Consider the following 11,554-nt stretch of genomic DNA (forward strand, 5'->3'; position numbering starts at 1 on the left):
GGAGGCGACACACCACGCCGGGCGGCTACCACATCGAGCCCACAGTAAGACCGTATGGGCCCGCTCGCCGCCGTGCTTACCCCGCGGCCGCCGCCATCGCCCGGCCCTTGGCGAGCATCGCCCGCGCCCGGTCGAGGTCACTCTGCTTCACCGCGTCGAGGGAACCGAACTCCCGTACCGCCTGGTAGTAGGTCCATGCCAGGCTGTAACAGGCAGGCTGTGCCCACCATGACTCGCCCGCGCAGACCGCAGACATATCGGCATAGAACGCCTCGTCCACCCGGTCCTTGTTCTCGGCGAAGATCCCCTCGAGCCGGAAGTTGCGGTAGCCGAAGTCATGGCGAGCACACGACGACTCGAAGCCGAAACCGAACGGGTTGTCCGGGCTGAACGTGCACAGGTCGGTCGACCAGTCGAAGGCGTACTCGACCCAGGCGCCCTGATCGGCGTTCGCCACCGACCAGCTCAGGCGGCTGTCCGCCGTCGGTTGGGTCCAGCTGGCGAGCACCCCGAGGCGCACCTCCTGCGGCACCGCCCCGGCAGGGACGGCGAACGCGACGAGCAGGACGAGGGCAGACACCATGCCGAGACCCAGCCGCGCGAGGGCACGGGACCGGCGGATCGGGGCGAAACGGCGAACATCCATGCGGGCCTCCCGGACGGTTCCTATCCCGAAGCACGACGAAGCAATGGAGCTGGTCAGCCGCCGAACACCGACATTGTGGGTGTTTGCGGCGAACGCCGGAAGTCGGGCGAGCTCTCCGGAAGGCCGACAACGACCGTCCTACCGGCCACGAGCTGGGGTAACGGCGCTCCTGGCCAGCTCAGGCACCAGGGCCCTCGGGCGCCTTCGGGAGCGCGCCGTCGGTCGTTCCGACCGCTCCGTAGTGGCCGGCACCGCCCCGCCGTTGCTCGACCAGCGCCCACACGATCGCGACCTGGCCGCTCGGCAGATCGGCCACATCGACCGACGACACATCAGCACTGGCGCGGCTGTCCTCGCGAAGGCTGGCAAGCACGCCCTGCTCGCCTTCGGCGGCCGACGTCTCACCGGCCATCACCACTCCCTGACCGGCATCGTCGAGCGAGCGGGCCAGCGCGACCCAAGCCGCATTCGCCGGCGTATCGGCCGATGCCGCCTCGTTCACCGCGGCGTCGCGCACCCTCGGGCCGGCCCCGGCGGTCGCTGGCGGGGCGACGACGACGGCGAAGCTCGCCCGCGCCAGGCTCGCCGGGGCATCGACGAGCCCACCCTCCCCGAACGCACCTACGACCGTCGCAGTGGCGGCATCTCCGCGGCCGGGGGCTCCGTCGTCGTCGGTGACCAGGGCCCGTGCGAGCACACTGCCTGCCTGTTCGTACGCCGAACCGGCGGCGGTCGCCGGCGCCACCCGACCGGTGGCAAGGCGGCCCGCGAGGTCCTCGAGGAACTGTTGCTCGCTCGGATCCGCCCACTTCGGCCGCACCTGCACAGTGCCGGTCACCCCGCCACCGGCCGCGGCCACGATGCCCTCGACGTCTTTCACCACCGCGGTGTCCGCGCCCGGCAACGCGACGAGCACGACGTCCTGCCCGGTGAGCTGCCCGCGCACCAGGTTCGGGGCCAGGTCCTTGGCGAAGGTGTCGCGGTACCTGTCGACATGTTGGAGCTGGCTGATCCTCCCGCGGAGGTCGTCCTTCTCGCGGCCCACCTGCCGCAGGTCCGAACGCAACTCCTGGTCAAGGTCCCCCCGAAACGGTCCCGCACCCAGGGCGATTCCGACCGCGAGGGCGAGAAACACCCCGGTCATCGACACCAGGAAATAGCGGAAGTCGATCACCCGCGCATCCGTTCCCAGCCTGCGGTCGACCATGCCCAGCCGGACGCGAGCCAGTCCTGGGCCACGGGTGTCGCCGCCAACGCCACCAGCAGGGCGAGCAAACCGGCGATCACGAGAAGGACGATGTGCCAGGTCTGGATGCGGCTCTGACACAGCTCGCCGGCGGCCTTGGCGTCGACGAGTTTCGCGCCGGCCCGAAGTCTGGTGAGCAAAGTGCTGGGCGCACCCGAACGACCGCGATCGAGCAGGTCGAGCAGTGACGCACTCGTGCCAGCGACGACGATGAGGCGGGCGCCCTTGGCGTCGGCCAGCAACACCGCGAGGTCCTCGCTCGCTCCAGGGGCGTCGAATGCGCGCGAGTCCAGGCCGATGCGTTCCAGCCGGTCGGTACCAGCGGTGCTTCCGTCACGGTCGCCCTGCACCACGAGCTCAGCCCCGCACCGCAGAGCACCGTCGGGTACCAACTCCATGTCACCGACGATGATGTCGGGCGTGTGCCCTGCCGCCAGCAGCGAGTCCGCGCCACCGTCCACGCCGATGAGGACCGGCCGGTACTCGCGGATGTACGCCCGCAGGCTGGCGAGGTCCTCGCTGATCTCAGCACCCCGGACGGCGATGAGGACATGCCTGCCCGCCAGCCGGGTGTCGATGTCGGGGACCCCGACGCTCTCGAGCAGCAGGTCGTGGTTTCGCCGAAGGTGTTCGATCGTGTCCGCGGTGAACGCCTCGAGCTGGGCGACCAGACCAGCCCGTGCGGCGGCGGTCGCCTTCTCGATCGAGTTGGCGGTCTGCTCGACGCCGAACGCGACCTGCAGGTCGCCGTGGAACAGTGCCGGACCGTCCAGGCGCACCATGTCCCCGTCGGAGACCCGGCCGAACACGCCCATGCCGGCGCCGTCGACGAGTGGAATCCCGGCCGCGACGAGGACACCGGGGCCGAGGTTGGGATAGCGACCGCTGATCGACGGGGCAGCGTTGACCACCGCGGCTACACCAGCGGCGACCATGGCCTCAGCGGCCACCCGGTCGAGGTCGACATGACGGAGCACGGCGACGTCGCCGGGCCTGAGCCGTTTCAGGAGCTGGTCGACGCGACTGTCGAGCCTGGCTGGGCCACTGACACCAGGGAGTCGAGCAGGTCGAGTGCGACGCAAAGTGGGGAGTCTCATGGCGTCGAGATGCTGCCACTCGATCGCTCTATGTGTCAGCATTACTACGCAAAGTCTCATCTTCTGTGGACTCCCTCGCGTACCGGTTGGCCACCCAGCCGTATAGGTTGGCCAACCAGGAGTCGGCAGCTCGGTGCCGAACTACATCACCGCAGCCACCACCGGCAGGTCCACCCGCAGTTCCACCTCGCTCAGGGACACACCGGGACACCCGCCTCAGTTCGAGGCGGCCGCCGCCCGATCGGCCGCCGCCGTGGCGAGAAGTTCTTCGGCATGGGCGCGGGCGCTTGCGGAGTCGTCCAGGCCTGCCAACATCCTGGCCAGCTCCTCGACCCGACCCGATGCGTCGAGGTCGGTGAGTCCGCTGCGGGTGACCGATCCGTCGCTGGCTTTGCGTACGACATAGTGCCGGTCCGCGAATGCTGCCACCTGCGGAAGGTGCGTCACCACGATGACCTGGGAGGTGCGGGCCAGCATCGCCAGGCGGCGGCCGATCTCCACTGCGGCCCGACCGCCGACGCCGGCGTCCACCTCGTCGAAGACGAAGGTCGGTACGCCTCCCACGCCGGCGAACACCACCTCGACGGCCAGCATCACCCGCGAGAGCTCGCCGCCCGACGCGCCACGCTGGACAGGACGGGCTGGCGCACCAGGGTGAGGGCTCAGCCGGAGCTCCACGTCGTCGACACCGTGCGGGCCGTAGGCGACGTGTCGTCCTTCAACCGCCAGACCCGGTCGCCCCGAACCGGGCCGGTCTGATTCGCTGGCGTCGGCTTCGGCGATCTCGGTCTGGGTGACCTCGGCGGTGACCACGGCGTGTGGCATCGCCAAGGCGCTGAGCTCAGCCGTCACGGCAGTGCCGAGGCGCTCGCCGGCTGCCATGCGCGCCGCGCTGATCCTCCCGGCCAGGTCGGCCAACTCTCCGCGCAGCTGGTCCCGCTCCTGCCGCAGCGCGTCGATCCGGTCGTCGGACCCGTCGAGCTCGGCGAGTCGTTCGGCGGCGGTGCGGGCCCAGTCGAGGACGTCATCGACCGTGTCGCCGTACTTGCGGGTCAGCGCGATCAGCGCCGCCCGTCGTTCGCTGACTGCCTGGAGGCGGGCCGGGTCGGTGTCGATGCTCGTGGCGTACGAAGCGAGATCGGCCCCGGCGTCGACCACGAGGGCGACCGCCTCGGCGAGTCGGGTCGACACGGCAGCGAGGTCGGGATCGTGCACGCCGGCGCCGTCGAGCACCTTGCGGGCTCGTGCGATCTGCGATGACGCGTCGACCGGTTCGGCGGCCGGATCGTCACCACCGACCAGCGCGGTGTGGGCCTCCTCGGCCGCGCCGCGGAGCGCGTCGGCGTGCGCGAGCCGACTCTCCTCGGCGGCCAACGCCTCGTCCTCGCCCGGCTGCGGATCGGCGGCCTCGACCTCCTCGAGCCCGAAGCGCAGGCGGTCGGCCTCCTGCGCCCGATCGCGCGCCCGTTTCACGAGGTCGTCGAGCTCGGCCGACACGGCTGCCAAGCGTTGGTAGCGCTCGCGATAGACCGCAAGCGGCTTCTCGACCTCAGAACCGGCGTAACGGTCGAGAATCTCCCGCTGCCGGGCCGGCCGCAGCAGGCGCATCTGGTCGGACTGACCATGTAATGCCACGAGATCCTCGGCGAGTTCGGCCAGCAGTCCGGCTGGGACCCCGGCACCGCCGGCATAAGCACGGGAGCGACCGTCACGGGAGACGGTGCGCATGATGATGAGAGTGTCGTCGTCGAGCTCGGCGCCGGCGTCGGTCGCACGTTGCGCCACCGCGGACCCGCCGGGACATCGGACTCGTCCCTCGACGACGGCGCGTTTTCCACCGGGGCGAACCAGGCCGGCGTCCGCCCGCCCGCCGAGCAGCAGTGACAAGCCACTGACAACCATCGTCTTGCCGGCGCCGGTCTCGCCGGTGACGACGGTGAACCCGGCGTCGAGTTCGAGCTCGGCGTCTTCGATGACGCCGAGTCCCTGTATCCGGATCTCCTCCAGCATCGTCGGCACTCTACGCCGTGGGACCGACGTCATGGCTGTCCTGCTTCGCGGTGCGGGTCCTCGCCACTTCCTCGTCGGGGTGGGTTCGCCAGCTCCGTCCTCGCCATCCGTGCACCGGTAGGTCGAACTTCGCGACCAACCGGTCGGTGAACGGGCCGTGATGGAGCCTGGCCAGTCGAACGGAGTGCTCACCCCGGCGTACCTCGATCCGCGCACCAGGGCGGATCTCCTCCGTACGCCTGCCGTCACACCACAGCACCGCCGGCCCGGTGTTGCGTGGGAGCAACTCCACCGCGATCACTGAGCGCGGCGACACCACGAGCGGCCTCGCGAACAGGGCATGCGCACTCAGGGGGACCACCAGCAGCGCTTCCACCTCAGGCCACACGATCGGCCCACCCGCCGAGAATGCATAGGCGGTGGAACCGGTCGGCGTCGCCGCGACGATGCCGTCGCCGCCCCAGCGCGACAGCGGACGCCCGTCGACCTCGACGACGAGTTCGAGCATTCGTTCCCGCGCCGACTTCTCCACACTGGCGTCGTTGAGCGCCCAGTCCTGGGCGATGACGATGCCGTCCTGGGTCACCGTCACGTCCAGGGTCATCCGTTCTTCCACGGCGTACCTTCGATGGACCACGTGGTCGATGGTGACGTCGAGGTCGTCACGTTCGGACTCGGCCAGGAACCCCACGTGGCCGAGATTGACGCCCAACACAGGGGTACGGGAGGCCCGGGCGACCTCGGCCCCGCGCAGGATCGTTCCGTCGCCGCCGAGCACCATCACGATCTCGCAACCCTCGGCGGCATCGGCCGAGACGTCGGTGACCTCCGCGTCCGGAATCCCGAGGTCGGCGGCATCCGGCGCCAGGACCCGCACCTCGATCCCCGCCCGGCGCAGGCGGCCGGCGGCATCCCGTGCGACCTCGATCGCCTCCGGGCGACCGGTGTGAGCGACGAGCAGCACGCGGCGGGGGTTGCCTCCGCTCACGGTCGTGGTCCCTTCGTGCGTAGGACGGTGCCGCATCCGACTGTCTCGTCGACGGTGATGTCGTGCGGGTCGCCGGCGAGTGGGTCAGGAGGTTCCGGCCGGATCCTCATGACCTTCTCCGGCCGCCACGAGGGTCTCGTGCAGCCTGCGGTGCGCGTCTTCGTAGATGTGGACGTGCTCGCTCGGTGGCAGGCCGTCGAGTTCACTGAGCCGGTCGAGGACGGCGTCGACGTCGTCCCTGCCGGTCGGCATGTAGCCAGGAAAGGTCTCGTCGTCACCGTGCGCCGCGGCTTGAGGTTCAGCGCCATGTTCTGGTTCAGCGCCGTGTTCAGCCGCGCGCTCCTCGCTCTCCGCCGGATGGTCGACCACCGACTCCACGACCGCGCGACCACTCTCCACGCTGAACGAATCGTCGCTCGGGTCAGCGAGTGCGCCAAACTGCTCGACTTCCGCATCGGTCTCTGGTCCTACCTGGCCGAACTCCTGGTGTTCCACCTGGCCCGCTTCTCCCCTTCGATCCGCGTACGAGTGTTGACCTGCGTGCCCACCCTGGGGCTCCCGTCTCTCTGACGGCTGATGGGTGGCGCCCCTCACAGGCGACCATGAATCGACGGCGAGCCCACGCCACGGACACTAACTCATCGCTTCGCGTCCTTTTCCAGACCTTCGAGGACCTCGGCCGCGTCAACCCGCGCCGGATCGCCCCTGGCCCACATGGCCGCCAGGACCGCGCGCGCGGCGTCGAGGGGATCGCCGTCGCCGGTGAGCCGCGGTTGGAGGGTGTCAGCACCTTGACTCTCGAGTTCGACCCGCCAGCCCCCGCAGGTCGTCCCATCAGGTCCGACTACGGGAGACGGGTGTGGGACGAACATGCCATCGAGATCCCGGGAGAGGTAGGTCGGCCGCCGATGCGGTGGTGCCGTCGCCAAGTCCACCAAGCTGGTCACGCCGGTGAGCACCAGCAGGCTGGGCAGCCCGGCTTTATGCGCCCCTTCGATGTCGGTGTCGAGCCGGTCACCGATGACGAGCGGCCGGTCAGCGCCGGAACTCACGACCGCCTCGAGGAACAGCGGCGGCTCCGGCTTGCCGGCGACGAGGGGACTCCTGCCGGTCGCTATCCGGATCACCTCGACCAATGCCCCGTTGCCGGGGGCGAGACCATCGTCGGTCGGGAGCGTGCGGTCGACATTCGAGGCGATCCAGGGCAGATCGGAGGCGAGGGCGTACGCCCCTTCCGCGAGCTGGCGCCATCCGACATCTGGGTGGAAGCCCTGCACGACCGCGGCCGGAGCGTCCGTGGCGGAGAACACCGGAACAAGGCCACGCTCGGACAACGCGACTGACAGACCCTCTCCACCGACGACGAGGACCCGCGACCCGGCGGGTACCCGGTCGGCGACCAGGTGAGCCGCGGCTTGTGCCGACGTCACGACGTCGGCCGCGGTGGCGGGAACCCCCACCCGCTGGAGATGTTCGCTCACGGCATCAGGCGTACGGGATGCGTTGTTCGTGACGAATCTGACCTTCATGCCAAGCTCACGGACCCTGCCCAGTGCCTCCGGCGCCCCCGCCACCGGCTCGTCACCGACGTAGACGACGCCGTCGAGATCGAACAGACCTACGTCATGACCCTGAACTAGCGCCTCACCTGCCGCGGACAGCGGGGGCGGAGCAGAACTCGATGCTGACCTGCTCACGCCGGACCTCCACGGGCCTGCAACGTCGCCCGCACCTGGCGGAGTGCCTGGGCGTAGTGCCGAGCACTTGGTTGCATCGCCGCGGCCATCGCGAGGTGAGGCGCGGCCGCATGGTGATCGCCGAGTCGGCTGAGCGCGAGTCCCAGCCCGAACTGTGCGTAGTCATCGGAAGGATCCTGCTCGACGAGCGCGGCGAACGTCTCGGCCGAGTCCGAGTAGCGCCGGGAGTTGAACTGGGCCCGTGCCAGAGCCTCGCGAATGGACTTCGAGGTGGGTTCGGCCTCATGCGCATGGGACAGAATCTGTGCCGCGGCAGCCACATCTCCGGATCCGAGCAGGTCGAGGCCCCGGCGATACCAGTCGTAGACGCCACCAGTCGGCCGGCCCGCCGGACTCTCGACGTGACCCGACGTCGTGTCGCTGTCATCCACAATGTCCTCCCGATCCACGGCTTCTCCTGCCGCGTGCACCTAAGGCAGACGGCCGACGGCCGCTCCGCGCGTATCCCCATCGGGTACGCGAACAGGGCTCGGCCTCCTACCATGCCCAGCGTGACTGATGCCGCCCCCGGACGCCGCCCGCTCGTGCTCAAAGCCTTCCGCGGCCTGCGATACTCGCCTGCTCTTGTGTCGGACCTCGCGTCGGTCACCTCACCGCCGTATGACACTCTCGACGACGACGCGATCGCCGCCCTCGAGGCGGCAGAGCCCTACAACATCGTCCGAATCATCCTTCCACGCCCCAGCAAACACCCTGCGCACAGCGGCGCGGCGACCGATGTCGGCGCCGCCCAGCGGCCCGCCGCGACTCCACGAAACCGGGCCTTTCCGGACGTACGGGCCGACGAGAGTCGCTATGACCATGCCCGTGACCTCTTCATCCAGTGGCGCCGCGAGGGAGTGGTGGTCCCTGACGACACACCGGCGCTATATGTCTACGAACAGGATCTCGATCTCACGGTTCCTCTGCAGGAGCACTCGGCCCATGTGCAGGATGCCACCTGGCGCCGGAGTTCCCCATCGGACCGAACGCAGCGACGAGTCGTTCTTCGCGGCCTGCTGGGCGCCGTTGCCCTGCGGGCCTATGACGAGCAGGTGATCCTTCCTCACGAGGATGTGCTCCCCGGACCTGTCGGCGACCGGCTCGCTCTGATGCGCGCCTGCGCGGCGAACTTCGAGCCAATCCTCCTCGCGTACGACGGGGACGGTCAGGCGTCAGCACTCGTCGACGCCGCCACGACGGCAGAGCCGTTGGTCGATGCCCTGGCCCCGGATGGCACCGGCCATCGGATCTGGCGGCTGGACGACCCCGCCCACCTCGCCGCGATCGCGGCCGACCTCGCTCCGCGGCAGGCGCTGATCGCCGACGGCCATCACAGGTACGCCGCCTACCTGCGTCTCCAGGCCGAGCGCCACGCCGGCGGCGCAGGTGAAGGGCCATGGGACAACGGACTGGCACTCCTGGTCGACCACCGCGCGCATCCGCTCGAACTTCGCGCCATCCACCGTCTGGTCACCGGACTCTCTATGCAGGACGTCGCCGACCGCGTGGCACCTCAGGTTGAGGTCCTCGCGTACGGCGGTGACAGCTCGGCAGCTCGGCAGGCGATCGCAGACTGCCAAGGCGCAGCACACGGATTCCTGCTGACCGACGGGAGCGCCTGGATGCTCCTGCGTGTTTCCCTCCGCGGCAAGCAAACGTCAGATACCCCTTCGGCGCTCGACACCGAGATCCTGCACGAACTCATCCTCGGCCACCTCCTGCGCATTCCGGAGGACCGGATCAGATACGTGCACGACGCCGGTTCTGCGATTCAGGCGGCCCGAGCTGACGAGGACACGGTGGCGGTCTTGCTCAATCCCGTGGATCTCACCCGGGTCCAGCAGGTAGCCCGCCACGGCGGGCGCATGCCGCGAAAGTCGACGTCGTTCGGGCCGAAGCCACGGACCGGCTTCGTCATGCGGAGTTTCGACGAGGGTTAGACGACCTGGCGCGCACCACCGTCCTGACCATCGACATTGCGGCTTTCGGCATGTGGTCGCGCACCGTCGGCCGTCGCGCCGATCAGCCGTGCACGCTGGACCTCCACCTCGTAACGACTGACTGTCCCAGCTTCCGTCCGCCGGAACCGGCGCCGCAACGCGCCGACGACCTCGACGACATCGCCGAGCTCCCACCGTCGCATCTCGTCATGCCACTGTTCGGACCACGCCACACAGTCGATGGCGTCGATCCTGGCAGTGCGGCCGTGCAGGGATTCCGGGTCACGCTCCACAACGATGCGTATGCCGCTGACGATGTCCCCACTGGGAAGTTCACGCCGGGTGGCGCACATGGACACCCTGCCCACCAGGAGCACCTCGTTACGGTGCACAGTGAGTGACCGCTCTTCCAGCGTCATGGCTCACCTCCGTCAAGAATTCAAGGTGATCCCACTCTCGTCCCTACGTGGCAAGGATCCCGGAACTCTCAGGCCGCCTGTGGAGAACCTCGCCGATTCTGTTGCTGTGGACAGAAAGTGCGCTCCGTCCCACGGGTAGCGCAACGAGCGCACCCGCTACTGGAGTGCCGTTCGACGTTCGTCAGCGTCGGTCTCGGTGTCGACGTCTGCGGCCGCAGCTCGCGCGAACCACTCGGCGGCCTCCTCGCGGCGGTCCAGTTCCTGCAGGACATCCGCATACGCATAACGAAGTCTCGCTACCGAGGTGCCGATCGCCTGGCTGTGCAGGTCCGGCACGTCGAGCAGACCCAAGGCGGCACCTGGCTGGCCGAGATCGCGTCGCGCCCCTGCCTCCACGATCAGAAGCTCGACTCTCGTCGCGTGATCGAGGCGGGCCCGCTCGACACTTGCGGCAAGCTCCAAGGCGCGTTCGGGCCGGCCTAGTCCGCGTTCGCTGTCCGCCATGACGGGCGCGTAGTGCTCGCTCCCCGTCATCCGGCGTGCCGCTCGTAACTCGGCCAGCGCTTGCTCGAAGTGTCCAGCCGCGTAGGCGGCATACCCACAGGCCTCTCGGACGACGCCCAGTCGGTAGCCCTCCCGCCGCGCGGCCAGCGCATGCGCCAGAGCGGTTTCAGGGTCGTCATCAAGCAGTTGGCCCGCGGCGACGAGGTGCCGTGCGACCCGTTCCGCAGCTGGTCGGGTCAGGGTGCCTAGCTCGCTGCGTACCGCGGAGTCAAGCTCCAGACCGGTGATGCCATCCGGCACCGTCGGACCAGGATCGGGAGCTGGCCGTGCAGGTGCGCCACCCCCCGTTCGCCCGGTTCGCCGGTCCGCTGGCCGTTTACTGGGCCCGCCCGCCTTGCCAGACCGTTGCTCTCGGCGATCTCCGCCTGGCTTCCCCGCACGGGAACCACGCATGGCCCCGCCGCCGCCGGAACGACCCGGACTTCCCTGCGAACGACCCTGCCCGCGGCGATCGTCACCGGACCGGGATGGGCGACCCGAAGGTTCGCCACTCCTCGACCGACCCCAGCCCTCCCGGGCCGGACGCGGAGCCGCCCCGCCGCCCCCGGCGGGCTTATCTGTCCGTCCGGAGCCCGAGTGCCGCCTAGGTTGCCCCCGGTCGGAAGACCTGGTGTCCTTGGACGGCCGTCCCTTCGCAGAGCGGCGATCGTCCGGTTGACCGCGCTTCCGGTCCGGCCGCTTGCGCTGTCGATCGTCACGGCCATCATCGCCGCTGCCATCGCGTCGCGACCGCTCACCCATTCCGTTCGTTCCTCCAAGCCTGCGACACTGCCGAACACCGTACATACCTCGGGACGCAAGAAGAGGGCCGCCCTGGTGGGTGGCCCTCTTCTTGTGTGTGGTGTCCGGCGGTGTCCTACTCTCCCACAGGGTGGCCCCTGCAGTACCATCGGCGCTGGAGGGCT

The 11,554-nt window shown here is 69.4% G+C and carries 12 protein-coding genes; 2 read left to right on the forward strand and 10 right to left on the reverse strand.

The window, feature by feature from the left end; all coding sequences use genetic code 11:
* Positions 1-76 precede the first annotated feature (76 nt).
* From ABN028_RS30120 to ABN028_RS30145, 6 genes are all read right to left on the reverse strand, one after another.
* The gene (locus ABN028_RS30120; protein WP_349332075.1) at positions 77-646 is read right to left on the reverse strand and encodes a phospholipase; all 570 of its coding nucleotides are present in this window, start codon (positions 644-646) and stop codon (positions 77-79) included.
* A 178-nt stretch (positions 647-824) separates the two neighbouring features.
* Positions 825-1,820: a copper transporter gene (locus ABN028_RS30125; RefSeq protein ID WP_349332074.1), complete on the reverse strand. Its 996-nt coding sequence runs from the start codon at positions 1,818-1,820 to the stop codon at positions 825-827.
* Positions 1,817-2,989: a putative cytokinetic ring protein SteA gene (gene steA / locus ABN028_RS30130; protein ID WP_349332073.1), complete on the reverse strand. Its 1,173-nt coding sequence runs from the start codon at positions 2,987-2,989 to the stop codon at positions 1,817-1,819. The genes ABN028_RS30125 and steA overlap by 4 nt, the downstream gene beginning before the upstream one ends.
* A 216-nt stretch (positions 2,990-3,205) precedes the next feature.
* Positions 3,206-4,999, reverse strand: a complete 1,794-nt coding sequence (recN, locus tag ABN028_RS30135; RefSeq protein ID WP_349698943.1) for a DNA repair protein RecN — start codon at positions 4,997-4,999, stop codon at positions 3,206-3,208.
* Positions 5,000-5,009: 10 nt separating this feature from the next.
* A complete protein-coding gene (locus ABN028_RS30140; protein ID WP_349332071.1) occupies positions 5,010-6,023 on the reverse strand; it encodes an NAD kinase in 1,014 nt (337 codons plus the stop codon).
* Positions 6,024-6,071: 48 nt separating this feature from the next.
* The gene (locus ABN028_RS30145) at positions 6,072-6,239 is read right to left on the reverse strand and encodes a hypothetical protein (RefSeq protein WP_349332070.1); all 168 of its coding nucleotides are present in this window, start codon (positions 6,237-6,239) and stop codon (positions 6,072-6,074) included.
* 54 nt (positions 6,240-6,293) lie between these two features.
* Between ABN028_RS30145 and ABN028_RS30150 the strand changes: the two genes are divergently transcribed.
* Positions 6,294-6,557: a hypothetical protein gene (locus tag ABN028_RS30150; RefSeq protein WP_349698944.1), complete on the forward strand. Its 264-nt coding sequence runs from the start codon at positions 6,294-6,296 to the stop codon at positions 6,555-6,557.
* Between the two features lie 68 nt (positions 6,558-6,625).
* On the opposite strand, the gene ABN028_RS30155 is transcribed toward ABN028_RS30150, so the two are convergent.
* Together ABN028_RS30155 and ABN028_RS30160 are read right to left on the reverse strand one after the other, a co-directional pair.
* Positions 6,626-7,684, reverse strand: coding sequence for an HAD-IIA family hydrolase (locus ABN028_RS30155; RefSeq protein ID WP_349332068.1), 1,059 nt, complete (start codon positions 7,682-7,684; stop codon positions 6,626-6,628).
* Positions 7,681-8,115 carry a tetratricopeptide repeat protein gene (locus ABN028_RS30160; protein ID WP_349698945.1) on the reverse strand — a complete coding sequence of 145 codons (435 nt, stop codon included), beginning with the start codon at positions 8,113-8,115 and terminating at the stop codon, positions 7,681-7,683. The genes ABN028_RS30155 and ABN028_RS30160 overlap by 4 nt, the downstream gene beginning before the upstream one ends.
* A 120-nt stretch (positions 8,116-8,235) precedes the next feature.
* Here ABN028_RS30160 and ABN028_RS30165 point away from each other — a divergent pair, with 120 nt between their 5' ends.
* The gene (locus ABN028_RS30165) at positions 8,236-9,666 is read left to right on the forward strand and encodes a DUF1015 family protein (RefSeq protein WP_349698946.1); all 1,431 of its coding nucleotides are present in this window, start codon (positions 8,236-8,238) and stop codon (positions 9,664-9,666) included.
* On the opposite strand, the gene ABN028_RS30170 is transcribed toward ABN028_RS30165, so the two are convergent.
* Both ABN028_RS30170 and ABN028_RS30175 read right to left on the reverse strand, forming a co-directional pair.
* Entirely contained in the window at positions 9,663-10,085 is a 423-nt protein-coding gene (locus ABN028_RS30170) for a single-stranded DNA-binding protein (RefSeq protein WP_349698947.1), read from the reverse strand. The two genes, ABN028_RS30165 and ABN028_RS30170, sit on opposite strands and share 4 nt — an antisense overlap.
* Before the next feature lie 156 nt (positions 10,086-10,241).
* Positions 10,242-10,889, reverse strand: coding sequence for a hypothetical protein (locus ABN028_RS30175; RefSeq protein ID WP_349698948.1), 648 nt, complete (start codon positions 10,887-10,889; stop codon positions 10,242-10,244).
* Positions 10,890-11,554: the final 665 nt, after the last annotated feature.

Source organism: Actinopolymorpha sp. B17G11 (genome assembly GCF_040196095.1).
Lineage (GTDB): Bacteria > Actinomycetota > Actinomycetes > Propionibacteriales > Actinopolymorphaceae > Thermasporomyces.

What these genes read in the sequence shown, in the direction of transcription:
- ABN028_RS30120 (WP_349332075.1), bottom strand. Translation starts at nt 646, where the DNA reads ATGGATGTTCGCCGTTTCGCCCCGATCCGCCGGTCCCGTGCCCTCGCG.
- ABN028_RS30145 (WP_349332070.1), bottom strand. Translation starts at nt 6,239, where the DNA reads ATGCCGACCGGCAGGGACGACGTCGACGCCGTCCTCGACCGGCTCAGT.
- recN (WP_349698943.1), bottom strand. Translation starts at nt 4,999, where the DNA reads ATGCTGGAGGAGATCCGGATACAGGGACTCGGCGTCATCGAAGACGCC.
- steA (WP_349332073.1), bottom strand. Translation starts at nt 2,989, where the DNA reads ATGAGACTCCCCACTTTGCGTCGCACTCGACCTGCTCGACTCCCTGGT.
- ABN028_RS30170 (WP_349698947.1), bottom strand. Translation starts at nt 10,085, where the DNA reads ATGACGCTGGAAGAGCGGTCACTCACTGTGCACCGTAACGAGGTGCTC.
- ABN028_RS30150 (WP_349698944.1), top strand. Translation starts at nt 6,294, where the DNA reads ATGTTCTGGTTCAGCGCCGTGTTCAGCCGCGCGCTCCTCGCTCTCCGC.
- ABN028_RS30140 (WP_349332071.1), bottom strand. Translation starts at nt 6,023, where the DNA reads ATGCGGCACCGTCCTACGCACGAAGGGACCACGACCGTGAGCGGAGGC.